Raw genomic sequence first — 19,388 nt, 5'->3', positions numbered from 1 at the left:
AACTAACGTTCCGGAAACTCCCGCGGCCGACGACTGAGAGCGGGAGCAAGCACTGCCAGGCGCTGCCGTTCCTGCTGGAGCGCGGCGAACTCCCGCTCGCGTCGCACGGCCGCGATCGCGGCCAGGAACAGCTCCGGATCCGCATTCGGCAAGGGGGAGACGAACGGCGCCGCCTCGTTCGCGAGTCCGGCGGCGATGGAGGTGCGCGATGCGGGTGTGAACCCGCTGGCGGATGCGAGGAACTGGGAGATGCGGCGGGCGGTCCGGTCCGGCATCCTGGCGACATCCGCCGTGCGCGCCCAGTCGGTCAACTCGAGGGGAACGCCGTACACCGGCGGAGTGTAGCGGCTGATGCGTTCGTTCTGGCTGTACGTGCCCGCCACGAGATCGCCGAGGCGCTTTGCCTTCGCGTTGAGCAGGGCGACGAGCGCGGCGAACCCACCGAGCGTTCCGAAGATCTCGAGCACACCGATGAGCGCGCGGGTGAAGGCGTGACGGAATCCGATCGCGCCACCGTCGTCTCGAACGATCCTGGCGCCGACGGCGAGCTTTCCGAGCGAACGCCCTCTGCTCAGCAACTCGACGGAGGTGGGAATGACGACGATGCACAGGACGAGGGCGACGACGACGATCGCCTGCAGCATCGCACTGCTGAACAGAGCGCTGACGAGCGGGGAGGTCACCGCGATCACGATGACGATCCAGAGTCCGAAATAGGCGATGAAATCGATGGCTGCCCCCGCCGCGCGCAGCACGAACCCGGTGGGGCGCACGTCGAGCGCGACGGCCTCGCCGGTCATCAATTCGTCGTCGGGCACCGCGGCGACCACGATGCTGGACTCTGGGCCGGATGCCATGTCTAGTATTTAAGCAGATGGACCTCGACGCCTACTCCGCCGCCCACCGCGAAGAATGGGACGAACTCGCCCGCCTTGCCTCCCGCAGGCGGTTGAGCGGCGCCGACGCGGACCGACTCATCGATCGCTACCAGTCGGGAGCGAGCCAGCTTTCCGCGATGAAGGCGACGGCGGGGAGCTCGGTTCAGGGCGACCGGTTGTCACTCGGGTTGTCGAGAGCACGCGTGCAATTCACGGGCGCCGGCAGGAACGTGTTGAGTCGGCTGCCCGCCTTCTTCGCGAACCAGCTGCCTGCCGCGCTGTACCGCATCCGCTGGCTGAGCCTTGCCGTAGCGGTCGTGACGGCCATCGTGGCGGTGCTGTACGCGTGGTGGGCGCTCTCGACCCCCGGCGTTCTGCAGAACTTCGGCACGGAGGAGCTGCGTCGCAAGTTCGCCGAGGAGGACTTCGTCAACTACTACTCGGAGAACGGCATGGGATCGTTCACCGCGCTCGTCTGGACGAACAACGCCTGGCTCGCCGCGCAGTGCGTCGCATTCGGGATCGTCGGCGTCTACGCGCCGTACCTGTTGTTCTCGAACGCCCAGAACCTGGGGCTGTCCGCCGCGCTCATGGGCGCCCACGACCGGCTCGACGTGTTCTTCCTGTACATCGCACCGCACGGGCAGCTCGAGTTGTACTCCATCTTCGTCGCCGGCGCCGCCGGGATCATGATCTTCTGGTCCTGGATCGCCCCTGGCCACCGAACGCGCGTCCAGGCCCTCGCCGAGGATGGTCGTGCGCTCATCACGGTGGCGATCGGTCTCGCGATCGCCCTCTTCGTCTCCGGCATCATCGAGGGCTTCGTGACACGGCAGGACTGGCCGTGGGTCATCAAGATCGGCATCGGCACCATCGCGCTCGCAGCATTCCTCTGCTACCAGTGGATCGTCGGCCGGCACGCGGTCCGCGCGGGGGAGACGGGCGACCTCGACGAGTTCGAATCCGGGGCGCGCACCATCGTCGCCGGCTAGCGCCCCGGTTCGGCATTATTTTGAGTCATTCACGATAGTGACTATGCTGGGTGGCGTGAACACCCCCATTGCCCACGAACTCCGGGATGCCGGATTGCGGGTCACTGGCGGTCGTGTCGCTCTGCTCGAGGCGCTCGAGAAGCTGCCGCACAGTGATGCCGAATCACTTCTCCGGGTGCTCACGGCGGCCAACCCGCAGCTCACAGTGCAGTCCGTGCACAACATGCTTCACGACCTCAGCGCCGCGGGCCTCCTGCGACGAATCGAACCGGCCGGTTCGTCTTCGCGCTATGAAAGGCGCACGGGCGACAATCACCACCACCTGGTCTGCACATCCTGCGGGGCCATCGCGGATGTCGACTGCGTCCACGGCGAGGCACCGTGCCTCACCCCATCCGACGCCGCGGGCTACGCCGTCACGTCGGCCGAGGTCACCTTCTGGGGACTGTGCAACCGTTGCCAGGGCGCGCCCGCGAATGCAGACCACCCGTCCACCACGACAGATCAGAACCACCGATGAGCAAGGAGCGATCATGACCGAGAACACCACCACCCAGACCGGGGCGCCCGTCGCCAGCGACGCGCACTCGCTCACGACCGGGCCGGATGGCGTGACGGCGCTCCACGACCGCTACCTGGTCGAGAAGCTTGCCGCGTTCCATCGCGAACGCGTGCCGGAGCGAAACCCGCACGCGAAGGGCGGCGGCGCATTCGGCGAACTCGTCATCACGGAGGACGTCTCCCAGTACACCCGCGCGGCAGTGTTCCAGAAGGGGACGAAGACCGAGATGCTGGCCCGGTTCTCCTCCGTCGCGGGCGAGCAGGGTTCACCGGACACCTGGCGCGACGTGCGCGGCTTCGCCCTCAAGTTCTACACGACAGAGGGCAACTACGACATCGTCGGCAACAACACCCCGGTGTTCTTCATCCGCGACGGGATCAAGTTCCCCGACTTCATCCACTCGCAGAAGCGACTCGGCTCCTCCGGCCTTCGCGACGCAGACATGCAGTGGGACTTCTGGTCACTGTCACCGGAGTCCGCCCACCAGGTCACCTACCTCATGGGCGACCGCGGGCTGCCGAAGTCCTGGCGCCACATGAATGGATACGGGTCGCACACCTACCAGTGGATCAACGCCGACGGCGAGCGATTCTGGGTCAAGTACCATTTCCTCACCCGACAGGGTGTCGAGGGGATGAGCAACGAGGAGGCCGAGAAGCTGGCCGGCTCGGATGCGGACCACTACCGTCGCGACCTCTACGAAGCCATCGAGCGCGGGGAGAACCCGGTGTGGGACGTCGACGTCCAGGTCATCCCCTACGAGGAGGGCAAGACCTACCGGTTCAACCCCTTCGACCTCACGAAGACCATCGCGAAGGCCGACTACCCGCGCATCAAGGTGGGGCACTTCACCCTCAACCGCAACCCGCAGAACTTCTTCGCCGACATCGAGCAGGCGGCGTTCTCGCCGGCGAACCTCGTCCCCGGTGTCGACATCAGCCCGGACAAGATGCTCATGGCCCGCGTGTTCTCCTACCCGGACGCCCAGCGCTACCGCATCGGCACGAACTACAACCAGCTGCCGGTGAACGCTCCGCACGCGGCGGAGGTGCACACCTACGGCCATGAGGGCAGCATGCGCTTCCACGCGGCCCCGGCGGGCGCTCCGACCTACGCACCGAACTCGTTCGGCGGCCCCGAGGCAGATGCACAGCGTGCGAGCGAGGGCAGCTGGGAGACGGATGGCGAACTCGTCCGCACCGCCGCGACGCTGCGCGCAGACGACAGCGACTTCGGCCAGGCCGGAACCCTTTACCGAGACGTGTACGACGACGCGGCGAAGGAGCGATTCCTCGCCACGATCACCGGCGGTGTCGGCGCGGTCAGGAGCGACGTCATCCGGGAAAGGGCCGTCGTCTACTGGACGAACGTGGATGCCGACCTCGGCGCGAAGCTCCGCGCGAACCTGGGGATGTAGCGCAGTCACCCTACGGCGCTGCGCTATTGCTCAAAGCCTCCCTGCGGCTTGCTGCGCTATCGCTCAAAGCCTCCCTGCGGCTTTGAGTGCAATGTAGCGGTCCGCGAGGGCAGGGGGCAGGTCGGCGGGGGAACCCGTCACGACCTCGCCCCCGAGTTGGCGGATGGCTGCGGCGACCCTCGACTGGTCGAGCAGCGCCCTCTCCGCAGCGGAGGCGAGGTACACCTCGTCGCGACGCGACCGGTCGCGGGATGCCTCGAGGACATCCGGGTCCGTCACCGACGACACGACGACCGTGTGACGTCTCGTGAGCTGGGGCAGGACGCTGAGCAGCCCGCGCGAAGAGCCGGGCGACTCGATCGAGGTCGCGATGACGACGAGGGCATGCTGGCTCGTGACAGAGCGCACGACCCCGGGGACGGCGGCCCAGTCCGGCTCGATGAGCTCGGCGTCCACCGGCGCCATCGCATCGACCATGCGCGACAGCAGCTCCGGACCGCTCGCACCCTGCACACGGGCCCGGATGCGGCGATCGAAGATCACGAGGTCGACCCGGTCCCCTGCTCGCGTTGCGAGGGCGGCGAGCAGAAGCGCCGACTCGAATGCGGTGTCGATGCGCGGTTCGCCTGCGATCCGGGCGGCGGAGGTCCGTCCGCTGTCGATGACGATGACGACCCTGCGGTCCCGCTCCGGGCGCCAGGTGCGCACCATGAGCCTGTGGCCTCCCTGCGGGTCGTTTCGACGCGCTGTCGCCCTCCAGTCGATCGAACGCACGTCATCGCCGCGCACATACTCGCGCAGGCTGTCGAACTCCGTCCCCTGGCCGCGAATGAGCACACTCGTCCGCCCGTCGAGTTCCCGCAGTCTCGCAAGCCTCGACGGCAGGTGCTTGCGGGAGTTGAACGGTGGGAGCACCCGAATGGCGCTCGGTGCGGCGATCGTCGCCTGTCGCGCTGCGAGGCGAAACGGTCCGTAGGCGCGCACGGTCACGTGGGCAGAGCGGCGCTCCCCTCGCCGTGTCGGCGTGAGTGCCGTGCGGATCGCGACGCGTTCCCCGGCCGGGATCACGACCGGCGCACGCGTCGGGCTCGCCCCCGCCGAGGGCTGCCACGCGTCACGGACGACGCCGCGGATCGTGCGTCGCCCCGTGTTCTCCACGACGAGCGTCGCCGCGGTCGTCTCGCCGAGCCTGACCCTCACCGGAACGTCCCGCGAGAGCCTCACGCGACGCGGAGAGGCGGCGAACAGCAGGTCGACGATCGTGACGACGATGACGAACGCGAGCCAGTATCCGAGCCACGCCGGATCGTTCGTGAGCACGATGGGGACGCCCCCCGCGAGAAGCAGGACCACGAACCATCCGGAGATCACCATGATGCTGGCACGTCAGATCGGCACCTGCACCTGCTGCATGATCGAGCGCAGGATCGTGTCGGCGGACACTCCTTCGAGCTCGGCCTCCGGTCGCAGCTGGATGCGATGCCTCCACACCGGCAGCGCCATGGCCTGCACGTGGTCGGGAGTGACACCGGTCGATCCGTTCAGCCACGCCCAGGCGCGTGCGGCGGCGAGCAGGGCGTTGGTCCCTCGTGGGCTCACACCGAGTTTCACCGACGGGCTCTGGCGGGTGGCGCGCGCGAGATCGACGATGTAGCCGATGACATCCGGGCTGACCGTGACGGTCGCGACATCGGTGCGCGCTGCGGCCAGCTGTGCGGCATCCAGCACCGCGGTCACCCCGGCGGCCGCGAGGTCGCGGGGGTTGAACCCGGCTGCGCTGCGCTCGAGGATGCTGAGTTCGTCGACGCGCTCCGGCAGGTCGAGGACGAGCTTCATGAGGAACCGGTCGAGTTGCGCCTCCGGGAGCTGGTAGGTGCCCTCGTACTCGATCGGGTTCATGGTCGCTGCAACGATGAAGGGGTCGGGAAGCGGCCTCGTCTCTCCGTCGACGGAGACCTGCCGTTCCTCCATGGCCTCGAGGAGCGCCGACTGCGTCTTCGGCGGCGTGCGGTTGATCTCGTCGGCGAGCAGGATGTTCGTGAACACCGGCCCCGCCCGGAACTCGAACTCCCCGGCTTTCGCGTCATAGACGAGCGAACCGGTCACATCTCCCGGCATGAGGTCCGGGGTGAACTGGATGCGCTTCGTGTCGAGGTGCAGCGCCATGCTCAGGGTGCGCACGAGGAGGGTCTTCGCAACGCCCGGCACACCCTCAAGCACGACGTGACCTCCGGCCAGGAGCGCGATCATGAGCCCGGTGACGGCGCCGTCCTGGCCCACGACGGCCTTCCCCACTTCGGTGCGTACGCGGGCGAACTGTGCTCGGAGATCGTCGGTCATCTGGTCATTCTCCCTGTTTCGTGTTCGTTGCGGTCGGGGGTGGCTGGTGCGCGTGAGTCGTCGAGTCCATTGTTCCGCCCGCCGCGGCCCGCGAAGGGCGGGTGGCAGCGGCGGTCGCCCTCTCGAGGTCGAGAAGGGCATCCGACAGGGCGATGAAATCGCGTTCGCCTCCCGGTTCCGCGTCGCGGAGGAGGCTCGCGATGTCGGGCACCTGGCGTCCGGTGTCACGTGAGACGGCGCGGATGACGTCATCAACACTCGCCACCGTCGGCAGCCCGCACAGGGCGCCGAGTCGGTCGATCGTCCCCATGCGGAGCGCGTCCAGGGCGTGGAGTCTCGCCGACGCCTTCTCGTAGAGCCGGGCGCGTCCATGCATCGTCTCGCTCGCCCTGACCACGACCGGAAGGTTCTCGACGACGAGCGGCCCGAACCGCCGTCCGCGCCAGAACCCGGCCGCGATGACGGCGATGACGAGGAGCGCCATGAGAGTGCTCACCCAGCCGGGGGTGAGCTCCGCGATCGACGGGTACCCCTCCGCAGCCGCCTCGTCGATCGACGGCAGCATCCAGACGAGGTTCCGGGTCTGGCCGAGCAGGCCGAGCGCGAGCGCCGCGTTCCCGCGGTCCTGCACGAACTGGTTAGTGAACGCGTCGCGAGTGCCCACGACGGTGACGTGCTTCCCGTCACGTGCGAGCTGGATGATCGAGTGGATGTCGTTTCCGCTCGACAGGCACTGCGTCGCGTCGGCATCGGTTCCAATGAGCCGGAAGCCGCTGCCGGTGCCCGTCACCTGCCCTGCCTGCTGAACCGGACGAAGGCCGCAGTCCGCGGAGAGCAGCCCTGAGACGTTCCCGGCGAGGGCGATCTCCGGGGCCAGGGTGTCGAGCGTGTCGAAATCCGGAGTCATGACCACGAGGTTGTCGGTGAGCCGAGCGAGCTCCCGCAGGCTCGACGAGCCGAGGTAGCCGTCGTCGTCGACCAGAAAGATGGTCGTGGATGCCGGATCCGCCGCGGCGTCCCGGGCCGAGCGCACCGTGTCGACCGACGTGACGGTGACCCCCTGCGCCCGCAGCACCTGGGCGATCGCCTTGCTCCCCGTGGGGTGGGGGTCCGTGGGTGAAAGCGGTCGGCCGGCGGCACCCGCGATGCCGGTGATCGCGATGGCGATGACGGCGATGATGAGCGCCGTGCCGCCCGAGATGATCCAGAAGCGCACTGCCCTTCCCGCCTTGCGGATCGTGGGCGTGACGACCGTGGTGTCGAGGTCGCTTCTCATCGTGAGCGTCATCGGGTCGCACCCGTCGCCGTGTCGACCACGGCGCCGGCGCCGGCGTGACCGCCACCGCCCTCGGCGTGGGCCGGATGCGCCGTGCGCAGGGTGCGTTCGAGGGCGACGAGTGCCTCGTAGGCCGGCTCCGTTCCATCACGCCCCAGGTAGCGGACGGCGTCGAAGGCATCCGCCCCCTCGTCCAGTTGCGTGGCGGAGTCCGGGAACACGGCGCTCGCCCGCGCGGCGAAGCCGTGCGCGGTCGTTCCGGGATCCGTCGTCACGAGCACCCGCTCCGCGAGCATCCTCGCGAGGGCGCGGAACAGCTCCTCGATCGCCAGGGTCCAGTTGCGCTCGGCTGCGGCCGCGCTCGCGGCACGGCGCAGTGCGGCTGCATCGCGATTCTCGTCCTGGCCGAACAGCGAGCCGATGATCGCGCTGCGACGATTGCGGCGCGGCCGCCCGAAGATGATGAACGCGGTGATGATCGCCGCCGCGACGACCACGATGAGGGCGGTCAGGAGTGGCGTCTGAAGTGCGCCGCCGCCGGTGAGGTCGAGGGAGGTGAACCAGTCCCAGAACGACGTGAAGAGCAGGTCCCACCAGGTGGGCTTGGCGGCCTGGTACTCGGGCTTCGAGAGCTCGTCGATGATCCACTGCCGTGCCTGGTCGCCATCCGGGTCGACCGGGACATCCAGGGCGAGACCGGGCAGCAGCGGGAGGAACGGCAGGATCATGCGACCGCAACTGGCCGAAGGTACGGGTTCTCCGTTGAGGCGGAGCCGGCCTGGCGCGCCTCGACGAACTTCACGAGTTCGAGCTCCAGGCCCTCTTTTCGCATCCGGAGATCGAGGTAGATCAGGGCAGAGGTCGCGGTCGAGATGATCGAGGTGATGGCGCTCAGGACCACCGTCACCACGAGCTGGAGGATATAGACCCCCACCGTCGCGACGACCGCGACGGACGATCCCGTCCCGTTCGGATCGAGGAGGACGAGCAGGATGGGGGCCAGCAGCGAGAACGGGGTGAGTGCGATGTTGGAGGCGATCCACAGGATCACCATCACGAGGAGCTGGATGCCGAACACCTTCCAGAAGAACCCGCGCGTGAGCGTCCAGGAACGGACGATGGCCGCGCGCAGGGGGAGGCGTTCGAGGATGAGAGCGCTCGGAACGAGCGAGACCCTCGTACCGATCCAGCAACCGAGTACGACGAGACCGAGACCGCCGATGACCCCGAACATGACGCTCAGGAGGATCCCGAGGCCACCGAGCGTGACGGACAGGAGCACGATGATCCCGACGAAGATCAGGATCACCACGAGGAACGCGGCGGCGACGAGAGCCGCCCACCCGACGAGCGCCCAGATCCGCCCCCTGGCGAAGCCCCACAGCTGGCGGAGCCGAAGCTTCTCGCCGAGCGCGCCGCGGGCGACCTCGACGACGATGATGCCCTGCAGGAGGGCGGAGGCGATGAGGCTGAGGATGACGGACAGCAGCGCGGATATCACGGCGAACGCCACCGTGCCCGCCACGATCGCGCCGGCGTCGTCCGGTGCAGCGGAGTCGAGACGTGAGAGCGACGCGAAGGTCGCGCCGCCGACGGCGAGAGTGGTGATGATCGTCACCACGCCCTGAATCAGCAGCGCCGCGCCGAACGTGGGGCGAGGATTGCGACGCAGCACGCGGAACGAAGCGCCGAGCATCGTGCCGAGGTCGAGGGGCCGCAGGGGGATGAGCCCCGGCTTCGGCGGCGGCGCCCACGCGGTTCCTGCGGCGCCGAGCGCGGGGTCGGGAAGGGGTGGGCCGTACCCCGGGGGACCCGGTACCGGCGGGCTGCTCGGAGGGGGGAGCGGCGATGATGGCGGCGCGGGGTTCGCGCGGGGCGCATCCGGCGCCTGCCACGGGCGTTCGTCACTCACGATTCACTCATGGAATTCTGGCTCCCGGATGCGATACTCACCCTCGCCGGTATGCGGACGAGCGGCCTCACCGCATTATCGTTTCACACTCGACTACTCTTGTGCGAGAGCAGGATCGAAGCCCGGCGGACTCGACGGGCCCACGAAGAGCAGGAATGATGACCGCACGAATTCTCGTCGTCGACGACGACACCGCACTCGCGGAGATGATCGGCATTGTGCTGCGCACCGAGGGTTTCGAGCCGGTCTTCTGCGCGGACGGCACCGATGCGCTCGCCGTCTTCCAGTCATCTCGCCCCGATCTGGTGCTCCTTGACCTCATGCTGCCGGGCAAGAACGGCATCGAGGTGTGCGCGGAGATCCGCACGGAGTCCGGCGTTCCGATCATCATGCTCACCGCCAAGTCGGACACGACCGACGTCGTCCGCGGCCTGGAGAGCGGTGCAGACGACTACGTCGTGAAGCCGTTCAATCCGAAGGAGCTCGTCGCGCGCATCCGCACCCGCCTGCGTCCGACCCCGGTCGGGAGCACGGACACGCTGCGCATCGGCGACCTCGTGCTCGACGTCGCAGGGCATGAAGTGCGCCGCGGCGAGGAGCGCATCAACCTCACCCCCCTCGAATTCGAGTTGCTGCTCGCTCTCGCATCCCGGCCCCAGCAGGTGTTCACGCGGGAGATGCTGCTCGAGCAGGTGTGGGGTTACCACTACAAGGCAGACACGCGACTCGTGAACGTCCACGTGCAGCGACTGAGGGCGAAGATCGAAGACGATCCCGACAACCCGAAGATCGTGATGACCGTGCGCGGGGTCGGCTATCGTGCCGGCGCAACCGGATAGTTCGCCGCAGGCGCCCCGGATGCCGGCGGTCCGGATGCCGGACTGGCGGTCGTTCCCGGCGAGGATCCTCCACGTCTGGCGGGCCAGCCTGCAGTTCCGGACGGTCGCCATCACGGTGGTCCTCTCGGCGCTGGCGGTGGCAATCCTCGGCACGTACATGTCGATCAGCATCGGCGGGAACCTCTTCGACTCCCGGTTGAAGCAGGTGCTTGCGGAGTCGAGCAGGGCGACGGAGCAGGCGCAGAACGTCTTCGACAGCGACCTCGCGACGGCCGACCCATCCCGCACGGACCTCGAGTACCTGAGCGCGAGCGTCCAGAGCACCATCCGCAGTTCGACGACGAGCCCCGGCGGACTCGGTGTCGCGATCTACCGCACGCCTGGGCAGCAGACCCCCGTCACGATGCAGCCAGGGCAGAGCCGAGGGTTCCCCGATTACGTCCTGAGCAGTGAGCTCCAGGCGGCGGTGGAGGGCAACCGGGGAGCAGAGCGCGTCTGGTGGCAGTCGGTGGAACTCAATGACGGTCGCCCTGCGATCGCCGTCGGTTCCCTTCTCACAGTTCCGAACGCGGGGTTCTACGAGCTCTACCTCGTCTACGACCTCGGCGACGCCCAGCAGACCCTCTCGTTCGTGCAGCAGACGCTCCTGCTCGGCGGGCTCGCCCTCGTCCTCCTCATCGGCGCGGTCACCTATATCGTCGTGAGGCTCGTCGTCGGCCCCGTGCGCGTCGCAGCAGAGGTGAGCGAGAAACTCGCCGCCGGCCAGCTGGAACAACGGATCCCCGAAAAGGGAGAGGATGTCATCGCGACCCTCGCCCGCTCGTTCAATGGGATGGCCGACAGCCTCCAGGAGCAGATCACGAAGCTCGGAGAGCTCTCACGTCTTCAGCAGCGCTTCGTCGCGGATGTCTCGCACGAACTGCGCACACCACTCACGACCATCCGGCTCGCGGGAGACGTGCTCTACGACCAGCGGGAGACGTTCCCCGCGGCGACGGCGCGCACGGCGGAGTTGCTCCACACGCAGGTGCAGCGATTCGAGATCCTGCTCGCGGACCTCTTGGAGGTCAGCCGGTTCGATGCCGGGGCTGTCGAGCTCGAGGTCGAGCCGACGAACCTCGTCCGGCTCGTCGAGGACGCGGCGGACTCGATGCGCCTCGTCGCGAGCGAGAGGGGCTCCGACATCCGCGTGGTCGCGGCCGGCGGCTATTTCGACGTCGAGGTCGACGCGCGCCGCATCCGCCGCATCCTGCGCAACATTCTCGGGAACGCGATCGAGCACGGCGAGGGCAAACCCATCGTCGTCTCCGTCGACAGCAACGAGGATGCCGTCGCGCTCGCCGTGCGGGACCATGGGATCGGCATCGCCACCGACGATCTCACACGGGTCTTCGATCGGTTCTGGCGGGCGGACCCGTCGCGGCAGCGGACCATCGGCGGAACGGGCCTCGGCCTCGCGATCTCGCTCGAGGACACTTCGCTGCACCGCGGCTACCTCGACGTGTGGTCGGAGCCCGGCAACGGCACGTGCTTCCGGCTCACCCTGCCGCGCGACCTCGAGCGGTCGATCCGGGTGTCGCCGATCGATCTTCCACCCGCGGAGCCGACCGACGATTTGGGGGTGAACGATGACTGGACGAACAAGTGGGAGGCGTGACAGGGGCGCGCGACTCGTAGCGGCAGGGGTCATCGCGGTCCTGTCGTTCGCGCTCGCGGCCTGCGGTGGGATTCCGACATCCGGCGGGGTGCAGGCCGGCGACCCGTTCACCGATGAACCGACGGGCGACTTCATCTTCAATCCGCTCGGTCCTGCGAAGGATGCCGACCAGCGCGCGATCCTCGAGGGGTTCGTGGCGGCGTTCACCGGCCCGCAGGGAGACTACGACGTCGCCCGCAAGTTCCTGAGCTCGGACTTCAAGAAGGAGTGGGACCCCCGCCAGAGCGTGTTCATCCGCACCGGAAGCCCGACGATCTCGACGGTGGACTCGAAGACGATGGACTACACGTTCACGACCTCGGCGCAACTCGACGAGTTCGGCGCGTATTCGTCCGCGAGCCTGGCGACCCAGACGCTCCAGTTCCAGTTCGTGAAGGAGAAGGACCAGTGGCGGATCAGCCAGGCTCCTCCGGGAATCGTGCTCCCGCTCAGCACCTTCCTCACGATCTTCAGCAAGCACGCGCTGTACTTCTACGACCTGAGCCTGCGATACCTCGTCCCGGATGAGAGATGGTTTCCGGGCGGTACCACCGCGACGCGCATCGTGAGCGCGCTGCTGGCCGGGCCACCCGAGTGGCTGAAGGGCGCCGTCGTCTCGCAGTTCCCGGACGGAAGCCAGCTGACCCCTGGCACGACAGTCTCGATCGACTCCACCGTCGCCCAGGTGGATCTCACGACGGAGGCGGCGGGAGCGGACACGCGTCAACGCCAGCTCATGCAGCTCCAGCTCTCGGAGAGTCTGGCCTCTGTGCCGGGCATCGCGAGCGTGGAGATCTCGGTCGCCGATTCGATCCTCGCCATCCGACCGCTCGGCTCCGACAGCCCGGTCGTGCAGCGTTCGGTCGACCAGCGGCCGCTCGTCCTGGCCGAGGGAGCGTTCGGGTATCTCGCGGCGGGCGAGGTGAGCCAGATCTCCGGTGTCAGCAGCAAGATCGTCGCGCTGTCGCCGCTGGCCGTCTCGACGGGAGTCGGCGTCGCTGCGGCGGCCGTCCTCAACGCAGACGGTGTGTTCCTCGTGCGGGCGGGGGATTCAGATCCGAAGAAGCTCGACGATCGGGGCGGTCTGATCGCTCCGTCGATCGACGACTTCGGATTCGTCTGGTCCGTTCAGAAGTCCTCACCCCATTCGATCGTCGCGTTCGATTTCAACGGCGACGCTCATCCGGTCGCCGCCAGCCTGCCCGCAGGAGCCCGCATCGTGTCGCTCGACATTGCGCAGGACAACTCCCGCGTGGCGATCCTGCTCGACACTCCGGCCGGCCCGAGGCTCATCGTTTCCGCGATCATTCGCGACGCCTCCCATGGGTACATTCCGACGAGCATCGGACCCTCCGTCCTCGACGCCCACATCGATTCGGATGACGCCATCGATGCCGCCTGGATCGACCAGTCATCGATCGCGACTCTCACGGCGTCGGACGGCGTCGCGCTCGTGACGGCCTTCGAGGTCGGCGGTCAGCAGACGTCGCTCGGCCGCCCGTCTCCTTCTGTGGCGATCGTCGGGGGTAACGGCAAGACGGGGCTGCGCGTCCTCAGCGCGGACAAGCATCTGCAATCGCCGCGCGGAAGCGGTTGGCAATCGGCGACGCCGAAAGTGGACCTCATCGCCACCCAGCGCTGACGCTCCTTCTCACGACGCGTCGCCACATGGTGCTCCTCCACACAGGGTCGCGTATGCGGGAACTCACCGCGGGACTCGATCAGCCACGGCGTGATCGCCGCCGCTGGCAGGCTGGCCGGATGCTCCACGCGGTCAGGGAGGCAGCCCTCGACGCCGTCGCCGTCCTCTTTCCCGTCTCCTGCGCAGGATGCGGTGCGCCGGATCGCGTGCTGTGCGGCGTGTGCAGGGTGGGCGTCGCGGGCGAGGCGACGCGCAGCATCCTGGACTGCGGCGTGGCGGTCACGAGTGCGACGCGCTACGAGGAGATCGCCCGCACGGTCATCCTGCAGCTCAAGGAGCACGGGAGGACGGATGTCGCCCGCCCGCTCGGCCCGCTCCTTCGCACCGCCATGGAGCTCGCGGTCGCCGATGCCCCCTCGGGTTCCCCCGGCATCGAGGTGTGCGCCGTGCCCGCCGGCTTCGCCGCGAGAAGGAGACGCGGCTACTCACCCGTGGAGACCCTGCTCCGGTCGGCGGGATTTCGAGGGTCGCGCGTGCTCGTGCACACCGGAGCGGTCGCCCAGCAGAAGCTGCTCGACCGCTCCCATCGCGAGACCAACCTGCGCGGGTCGATGTCCGCGAGAGTCTCGCTCTCCGGGCGCAGGTTCCTGATCGTCGACGATGTCGTCACGACCGGCGCGACGATCTCAGAGGCCGCGCGGGCGATTCGCGCAGCGGGCGGCGATGTCGTCGCGGCCGCAACACTCGCCTCGACTCCGCGCAGGAATGGCGTCGCCGGAGACAGCGCGGAATCCGCACGTGACATCCACAGGAACGGCGGCTACGGTGGCTGAAAGAGGCGCGATCCAACCGCCTGGTTTCGCTGGGCAGGCGCGCAGCAGAAGACTGGGAGGACGACATGGAAGTTTCCATCAACGGTCTGGGGCTCGGGATCACCGATCGGTTCCGCGATTATGCGGAAGAGAAATCCGAGAAGGTCGCCCATCTCGCGGACAAGGCGCTCGCGTTCGAAGTGAAGGTCTCCCGCCACAACGAGAAGAACGGGTCCTCCGGCGACGATCGGGTGGAGTTGACCCTCATCGGACCGGGTCCGCTCGTGCGGTCGGAGGCCGTCGGCTCGGACAAGTACGCCGCGTTCGACCTCGCATTCGACAAGTTGATGGAGCGGATTCGCCGGGCGAAGGACCGCACAAAGCTGCACAAGAGCGGCAAGCGCCGTCCGGTGTCTCTGAGGGAGGCGAGCGGCGACGGATTCAAGGTCGTCGACATCACACCGGTCGACCCGGAAGTCCTGGAACGCGTGTCGACCGGCGCGATCCCCATCATCGCCGAGGAGGAGACGGAGGAGGAGTGGAGCCCTGTCGTCATCCGGAAGAAGGTGTTCCCCGCCACCCCCATGACGGTCGACGATGCGCTGTACCGGATGGAGCTGGTGGGCCACGACTTCTACCTCTTCATCGATGCCGAGACGGACCGGCCGAGCGTCGTCTACCGTCGCAAGGGCTGGGATTACGGTGTCATCGGCCTCGACCTCGAGCACAACGAGGAACAGGGGAAGCGCCGCGGGCGACGGTGACGGTTGCGCGAGCCCCCAGCGTCGCAGGTTAGGCTGTGTTGTTGGCTGAACAGCGGCGTGAGCCTGCCGCGATCAGCCCGGAAATCGTAATGGGAGTTATCCGTGGCCAATGTGCTTGAACGAGTTCTTCGCGTCGGGGAAGGACGAACCCTTCGTCGCCTCGAACGTTTCGCGAACGCCATCAACCAGCTCGAAGACGACTTCAAGGAGCTCACCGACGAGGAGCTGAAGAACGAGACGCACGAGCTCCGCGAGCGCTACTCCGCGGGCGAGTCCCTCGATGACCTCCTCCCCGAGGCTTTCGCCGCGGTTCGGGAAGCCGCCGTGCGCACGCTCGGGATGCGTCCGTTCGATGTCCAGCTCATGGGCGGTGCCGCCTTGCACCTCGGAAACATCGCGGAGATGAAGACCGGTGAGGGCAAGACGCTCGTCGCCACCATGCCCGCATACCTCAACGCGATCGCCTCCCGCGGCGTGCACGTGGTGACCGTCAACGACTACCTGGCGAGCTACCAGTCCGAACTCATGGGCCGCATCTTCCGCGCGCTCGGGATGACGACCGGATGCATCGTGTCCGGCCAGACGCCTCTCGAACGCCGCGAACAGTACGCGGCCGACATCACCTACGGAACGAACAACGAGTTCGGCTTCGACTACCTGCGCGACAACATGGCGTGGAGCGCCGGCGATATGGTGCAGCGCGGCCACCACTTCGCGATCGTCGACGAGGTGGACTCGATCCTGATCGACGAGGCGAGGACGCCGCTCATCATCTCGGGGCCGTCATCGGGCGAGGCAAACCGGTGGTTCAACGAGTTCGCGCAGGTGGCGAAGAAGCTCGTGGCAGAGGTCGACTACGAGGTGGACGAGAAGAAGCGCACGGTCGGTGTGCTCGAGCCCGGCATCGAGAAGGTCGAGGACTACCTCGGCATCGACAACCTGTACGAGTCGGCGAACACGCCACTCATCTCCTTCCTCAACAACGCGATCAAGGCATCCGCCCTCTTCAAGCGCGACAAGGACTACGTCGTCATGAACGGGGAGGTGCTCATCGTCGACGAGCACACCGGCCGCATCCTGGTCGGTCGTCGTTACAACGAGGGCATCCACCAGGCGATCGAGGCGAAGGAGGGCGTGGCGGTCAAGGCCGAGAACCAGACCCTCGCGACGGTGACCCTGCAGAACTACTTCCGCCTCTACAAGAAGCTCGCCGGCATGACCGGTACCGCCGAGACCGAGGCTGCGGAGTTCATGAGCACGTACAAGCTCGGCGTCGTGGCCATCCCGACGAACAAGCCGATGGTGCGGATGGACAAGTCGGATCTCGTGTACAAGAACGAGCAGTCGAAGTTCGGCCAGGTCGTCGAGGACATCGCGGCCCGCCACCAGTCCGGTCAGCCCGTTCTCGTCGGCACGACGAGCGTGGAGAAGAGCGAATACCTCTCCAAGCTGCTCGCAAAGCGCGGGATCAAGCACGAGGTGCTCAACGCGAAGAACCACGCGCGCGAGGCCGCGATCGTCGCGCAGGCCGGTCGTCTGGGGTCGGTGACGGTGGCCACCAACATGGCCGGTCGAGGCACCGACGTCATGCTGGGCGGCAACGCCGAGTTCCTCGCCGTGGCGGAGATGAACGCGAAGGGCCTCAGCCCGGTCGAGACGCCGGAGGAGTACGAGGCCGCCTGGGATGGCGTGTACGAGGCTGTGAAGGCCACGGTGAGCACGGAGGCGGCGAAGGTCGTCGAGGTCGGTGGACTGTATGTGCTCGGCACTGAACGTCACGAATCGCGCCGCATCGACAACCAGCTGCGAGGCCGGTCCGGCCGTCAGGGCGACCCGGGGGAGAGCCGGTTCTACCTGTCGCTCACCGACGACCTCATGCGCCTGTTCAATTCGGCGGCGGCGGAGTCCCTCATGGGCCGCGGCAATGTTCCGGATGATCTCGCGATCGAGTCGAAGGTCGTGAGCCGTGCCATCCGCAGCGCGCAGGGCCAGGTCGAGGCGCGCAACGCGGAGATCCGCAAGAACGTTCTCAAGTACGACGACGTGCTCAACCGCCAGCGCGAGGCCATCTACGGTGACCGCCGCCACATCCTCGAGGGCGACGACCTTCAGGATCGGGTGGCGCGCTTCCTCGAGGATGTCGTCAACGAGATCATCGACGACCACACCGGCGAGGGCCACTCGGATGACTGGAACCTCGACGCCCTGTGGCGCGAGTTGAAGCAGGTCTACCCGATCTCGATCACGATCGACGAGTTGTTCACGGAGGCCGGTTCGCGCGGTCGTGTGACCCGCCAGTTCCTCGGGGAGGAGATCCTCTCGGATGCGAAGCTCGCCTACGAGCGCCGCACGGACGAGCTCGGCGAGCCGGCGATGCGCGAGCTCGAGCGCCGCGTGGTGCTCTCGGTCATCGACCGCCGCTGGAGAGACCACCTCTACGAGATGGACTACCTCAAGGACGGCATCGGACTCCGGGCGATGGCCCAGCGCGATCCGCTCGTCGAATACCAGCGTGAAGGCTTCACCCTGTTCCAGAACATGATGGGGCAGATCCGCGAGGAGTCGGTGAGCTTCCTGTTCAACCTCGAAGTCGAGGTGACGAGTGGCGGCGCGACCGCGCAGTTGCCGAACGTGGCCGCGAAGGGACTCGAGCCGGGAGCCCAGGCGAACGAGCGGTTGAGCTACTCCGCGCCCTCCGACAGCGGAGGGGTCGAGGTGCGCAACCAGCGCGGCCAGCTCGAGCAGGCCGCGACGGCGAAGGCGCAGCAGGCGGCAGCGGCCCAGGCCAACCAGGTCAGTGCGGCGTTCGGCGGCGGGCAGCAGGGCCAGAACCAGCAGGCCGGCCAGAACCAGCAGCCGGGCCAGAACCAGCAGAGCGGCCAGCGCGGCGCGTTCGGCCAGCGCGCGGACGGGCCGCCGTCGAACCAGCCGCCGCCGCAGAACCGCGCCCAGCGCCGAGCGCAGGAGAAGAACAAGGGGCGGTAGGGGTTCGTCGCGTTCGCTCCCATCGCGCAGCCACACTCGAGAATGCGACGGTACTAAACTAACGCGCATGACGAGTCCGTCGCGTCGATCCGCAGCCATCCAGGCAGAGGACCGTACAGTGCGAGGACCTGCCCGTGCCCGCACACTCAAGGTTTTCGACCGTGCTGGAATTGCCCTGATGGCCGTCCTGGCTTTGGTGATCACCGTTGGCATTGTGGTCGCGCGCGATGATGCCGTTGCGCGATCGGGACCAACGAACACACACATTCCTGTCACCTGCTCAGTCGGCTTCAGCGGAACGTGTATGAACGACGATCTCCAGTGGCCGACGGCGTGGTCCGCCACCATCAGCACCACAACCGGAAGCGTGACGCCCAGTGCTCACGCCACCAAATCGGTAACGACGCTGCCAGCGTTGCCGTCACCCTCGGCTAAAGCACCAGTCGTCAACACTTCGCCGCCGAAGCCGGATCCGCAGCCCACGATTCCCGTGTACGACATGGAGGCGCCGGTCATTACTTCGCGGTACTTCATTTCCGGCGGATGCCAGATGACGATTCAAGTGACTGCTTCCGACAATGTCGCCGTGACTGCGGTGTATGCCTACGTTGGTGGATACGGAAAACTTGCACTGACCGACAGGGGCGGTGCTTGGGCTGTCTCCTTCACCATGTCACCAAGTCTGGGTAATCTTCTCACCGTCAACATGGTTGCCGTTGACGCAATGGGAAACGGGAACCTTCAGCCGAATTGGTTGATGCCGACAGATTGCAAATGAGGTTCACAGCACGTTGATGGCTGTCGCGCGCCAGCGGCTGTCGAGCCCCTCGAGCCGGATGGCGACGGCACGGGCGCGAGCGCGCCCGAGCACGATGACGACGGATTCGATGACGCCATCCCTCGGCTCGAAGATCGAGATCGACCCGATCGAGAACGCGGGGCGCGCGGGAGCCCGGCCCTTGACCTGCCGCGCCCGTGCGGAGAGCACGACGCGCTTGAGCAGATGGCGGTAGACGTCGTCCGTCACCCAGCGGGAGATCTGTTCGAGATCGCGGGCGCCGGCGAGGATCTCGATCACGCATCGCGTGAGGTTCTCGAGCAGCGGGCGAGGGCCGGGAAGCGCTGCCCTCGACGACGGCTGGTGCGCGAAGAACTCATCGGACTCGAGGTCGGTGTCGGCGACAGAGGTCGGGCTGTGCCTCACAATTCGCAGGTCCTGCGGGAGGGGTACGGCATTGCTCATCGGGGCTCCGAACTGTGAGACGAAGTGGTG

At 67.3% G+C, this 19,388-nt stretch carries 17 protein-coding genes; 10 read left to right on the top strand and 7 right to left on the bottom strand.

Annotated features, from left to right (window positions below; all coding sequences use genetic code 11):
- Positions 1-2: 2 nt before the first annotated feature.
- Positions 3-857 (bottom strand): RDD family protein, encoded by an 855-nt coding sequence (locus BKA04_RS04390; RefSeq protein ID WP_232841957.1) that lies wholly within the window; start codon positions 855-857, stop codon positions 3-5.
- Positions 858-874: 17 nt separating this feature from the next.
- On the opposite strand from BKA04_RS04390, the gene BKA04_RS04385 reads away from it, so the two are divergent.
- Genes BKA04_RS04385 through BKA04_RS04375 form a run of 3 tightly spaced genes read left to right on the top strand, consistent with a single transcriptional unit; the run spans position 875 to position 3,849 of the window.
- Complete coding sequence (locus BKA04_RS04385; protein WP_104095317.1) at positions 875-1,870, top strand: stage II sporulation protein M; 996 nt, start codon at positions 875-877, stop codon at positions 1,868-1,870.
- Positions 1,871-1,913: 43 nt separating this feature from the next.
- Entirely contained in the window at positions 1,914-2,390 is a 477-nt protein-coding gene (locus tag BKA04_RS04380) for a Fur family transcriptional regulator (RefSeq protein WP_104095316.1), read from the top strand.
- 13 nt (positions 2,391-2,403) lie between these two features.
- Positions 2,404-3,849 carry a catalase gene (locus BKA04_RS04375; RefSeq protein WP_104095315.1) on the top strand — a complete coding sequence of 482 codons (1,446 nt, stop codon included), beginning with the start codon at positions 2,404-2,406 and terminating at the stop codon, positions 3,847-3,849.
- 63 nt (positions 3,850-3,912) lie between these two features.
- Here the strand turns inward: BKA04_RS04375 and BKA04_RS04370 are convergent, their stop codons facing one another.
- From BKA04_RS04370 to BKA04_RS04350, 5 genes are read right to left on the bottom strand one after another with little or no spacing between them, the layout of a single operon-like run.
- Positions 3,913-5,223 carry a DUF58 domain-containing protein gene (locus tag BKA04_RS04370; protein WP_104095314.1) on the bottom strand — a complete coding sequence of 437 codons (1,311 nt, stop codon included), beginning with the start codon at positions 5,221-5,223 and terminating at the stop codon, positions 3,913-3,915.
- Positions 5,224-5,235: 12 nt separating this feature from the next.
- Entirely contained in the window at positions 5,236-6,189 is a 954-nt protein-coding gene (locus tag BKA04_RS04365; RefSeq protein WP_104095313.1) for an AAA family ATPase, read from the bottom strand.
- Positions 6,190-6,193: 4 nt separating this feature from the next.
- Positions 6,194-7,477 carry a DUF4350 domain-containing protein gene (locus BKA04_RS04360; RefSeq protein WP_104095312.1) on the bottom strand — a complete coding sequence of 428 codons (1,284 nt, stop codon included), beginning with the start codon at positions 7,475-7,477 and terminating at the stop codon, positions 6,194-6,196.
- Positions 7,474-8,193 (bottom strand): DUF4129 domain-containing protein, encoded by a 720-nt coding sequence (locus BKA04_RS04355; RefSeq protein WP_104095311.1) that lies wholly within the window; start codon positions 8,191-8,193, stop codon positions 7,474-7,476. Before BKA04_RS04355 ends, BKA04_RS04360 begins: the two co-directional genes overlap by 4 nt.
- Positions 8,190-9,377 carry a hypothetical protein gene (locus BKA04_RS04350; RefSeq protein WP_104095310.1) on the bottom strand — a complete coding sequence of 396 codons (1,188 nt, stop codon included), beginning with the start codon at positions 9,375-9,377 and terminating at the stop codon, positions 8,190-8,192. The genes BKA04_RS04355 and BKA04_RS04350 overlap by 4 nt, the downstream gene beginning before the upstream one ends.
- A 158-nt stretch (positions 9,378-9,535) precedes the next feature.
- On the opposite strand from BKA04_RS04350, the gene mtrA reads away from it, so the two are divergent.
- The 7 genes from mtrA (at position 9,536) to BKA04_RS04315 (ending at position 18,893) form a co-directional block, all read left to right on the top strand.
- Entirely contained in the window at positions 9,536-10,216 is a 681-nt protein-coding gene (gene mtrA, locus BKA04_RS04345) for an MtrAB system response regulator MtrA (protein ID WP_104096624.1), read from the top strand.
- Between the two features lie 19 nt (positions 10,217-10,235).
- On the top strand, positions 10,236-11,873 hold the full coding sequence (gene mtrB, locus BKA04_RS04340; RefSeq protein WP_104095309.1) for an MtrAB system histidine kinase MtrB: 1,638 nt from the start codon (positions 10,236-10,238) through the stop codon (positions 11,871-11,873).
- A complete protein-coding gene (locus BKA04_RS04335; protein WP_104095308.1) occupies positions 11,845-13,554 on the top strand; it encodes an LpqB family beta-propeller domain-containing protein in 1,710 nt (569 codons plus the stop codon). Before mtrB ends, BKA04_RS04335 begins: the two co-directional genes overlap by 29 nt.
- A gap of 119 nt (positions 13,555-13,673) precedes the next feature.
- Entirely contained in the window at positions 13,674-14,387 is a 714-nt protein-coding gene (locus BKA04_RS04330; protein ID WP_167309664.1) for a ComF family protein, read from the top strand.
- A 65-nt stretch (positions 14,388-14,452) separates the two neighbouring features.
- A complete protein-coding gene (hpf, locus tag BKA04_RS04325) occupies positions 14,453-15,130 on the top strand; it encodes a ribosome hibernation-promoting factor, HPF/YfiA family (protein WP_104095306.1) in 678 nt (225 codons plus the stop codon).
- 102 nt (positions 15,131-15,232) lie between these two features.
- On the top strand, positions 15,233-18,115 hold the full coding sequence (gene secA, locus BKA04_RS04320; protein ID WP_104095305.1) for a preprotein translocase subunit SecA: 2,883 nt from the start codon (positions 15,233-15,235) through the stop codon (positions 18,113-18,115).
- Positions 18,116-18,293: 178 nt separating this feature from the next.
- Positions 18,294-18,893, top strand: coding sequence for a hypothetical protein (locus tag BKA04_RS04315; RefSeq protein WP_134542236.1), 600 nt, complete (start codon positions 18,294-18,296; stop codon positions 18,891-18,893).
- Between the two features lie 3 nt (positions 18,894-18,896).
- Here the strand turns inward: BKA04_RS04315 and BKA04_RS04310 are convergent, their stop codons facing one another.
- Positions 18,897-19,358 (bottom strand): Rv3235 family protein, encoded by a 462-nt coding sequence (locus BKA04_RS04310; RefSeq protein ID WP_219818120.1) that lies wholly within the window; start codon positions 19,356-19,358, stop codon positions 18,897-18,899.
- Between the last annotated feature and the right edge of the window lie 30 nt (positions 19,359-19,388).

The organism is Terrimesophilobacter mesophilus (assembly GCF_014200375.1).
GTDB classification, from domain to species: Bacteria; Actinomycetota; Actinomycetes; order Actinomycetales; family Microbacteriaceae; genus Terrimesophilobacter; species Terrimesophilobacter mesophilus.
Note: the sequence above shows the minus strand (reverse complement) of the source record. Positions and strands in the feature narration are given on the sequence as shown.

Bases quoted from the DNA above. Each gene is read 5' to 3' on its own strand.
- mtrB (WP_104095309.1), top strand. From the start codon at position 10,236: ATGCCGGCGGTCCGGATGCCGGACTGGCGGTCGTTCCCGGCGAGGATC.
- BKA04_RS04310 (WP_219818120.1), bottom strand. From the start codon at position 19,358: ATGAGCAATGCCGTACCCCTCCCGCAGGACCTGCGAATTGTGAGGCAC.
- BKA04_RS04370 (WP_104095314.1), bottom strand. From the start codon at position 5,223: ATGGTGATCTCCGGATGGTTCGTGGTCCTGCTTCTCGCGGGGGGCGTC.
- BKA04_RS04385 (WP_104095317.1), top strand. From the start codon at position 875: ATGGACCTCGACGCCTACTCCGCCGCCCACCGCGAAGAATGGGACGAA.
- BKA04_RS04380 (WP_104095316.1), top strand. From the start codon at position 1,914: ATGCTGGGTGGCGTGAACACCCCCATTGCCCACGAACTCCGGGATGCC.
- BKA04_RS04390 (WP_232841957.1), bottom strand. From the start codon at position 857: ATGGCATCCGGCCCAGAGTCCAGCATCGTGGTCGCCGCGGTGCCCGAC.
- BKA04_RS04375 (WP_104095315.1), top strand. From the start codon at position 2,404: ATGACCGAGAACACCACCACCCAGACCGGGGCGCCCGTCGCCAGCGAC.
- BKA04_RS04365 (WP_104095313.1), bottom strand. From the start codon at position 6,189: ATGACCGACGATCTCCGAGCACAGTTCGCCCGCGTACGCACCGAAGTG.
- BKA04_RS04315 (WP_134542236.1), top strand. From the start codon at position 18,294: ATGGCCGTCCTGGCTTTGGTGATCACCGTTGGCATTGTGGTCGCGCGC.
- mtrA (WP_104096624.1), top strand. From the start codon at position 9,536: ATGACCGCACGAATTCTCGTCGTCGACGACGACACCGCACTCGCGGAG.
- BKA04_RS04335 (WP_104095308.1), top strand. From the start codon at position 11,845: ATGACTGGACGAACAAGTGGGAGGCGTGACAGGGGCGCGCGACTCGTA.
- BKA04_RS04360 (WP_104095312.1), bottom strand. From the start codon at position 7,477: ATGACGCTCACGATGAGAAGCGACCTCGACACCACGGTCGTCACGCCC.
- BKA04_RS04330 (WP_167309664.1), top strand. From the start codon at position 13,674: ATGCTCCACGCGGTCAGGGAGGCAGCCCTCGACGCCGTCGCCGTCCTC.
- hpf (WP_104095306.1), top strand. From the start codon at position 14,453: ATGGAAGTTTCCATCAACGGTCTGGGGCTCGGGATCACCGATCGGTTC.
- BKA04_RS04355 (WP_104095311.1), bottom strand. From the start codon at position 8,193: ATGATCCTGCCGTTCCTCCCGCTGCTGCCCGGTCTCGCCCTGGATGTC.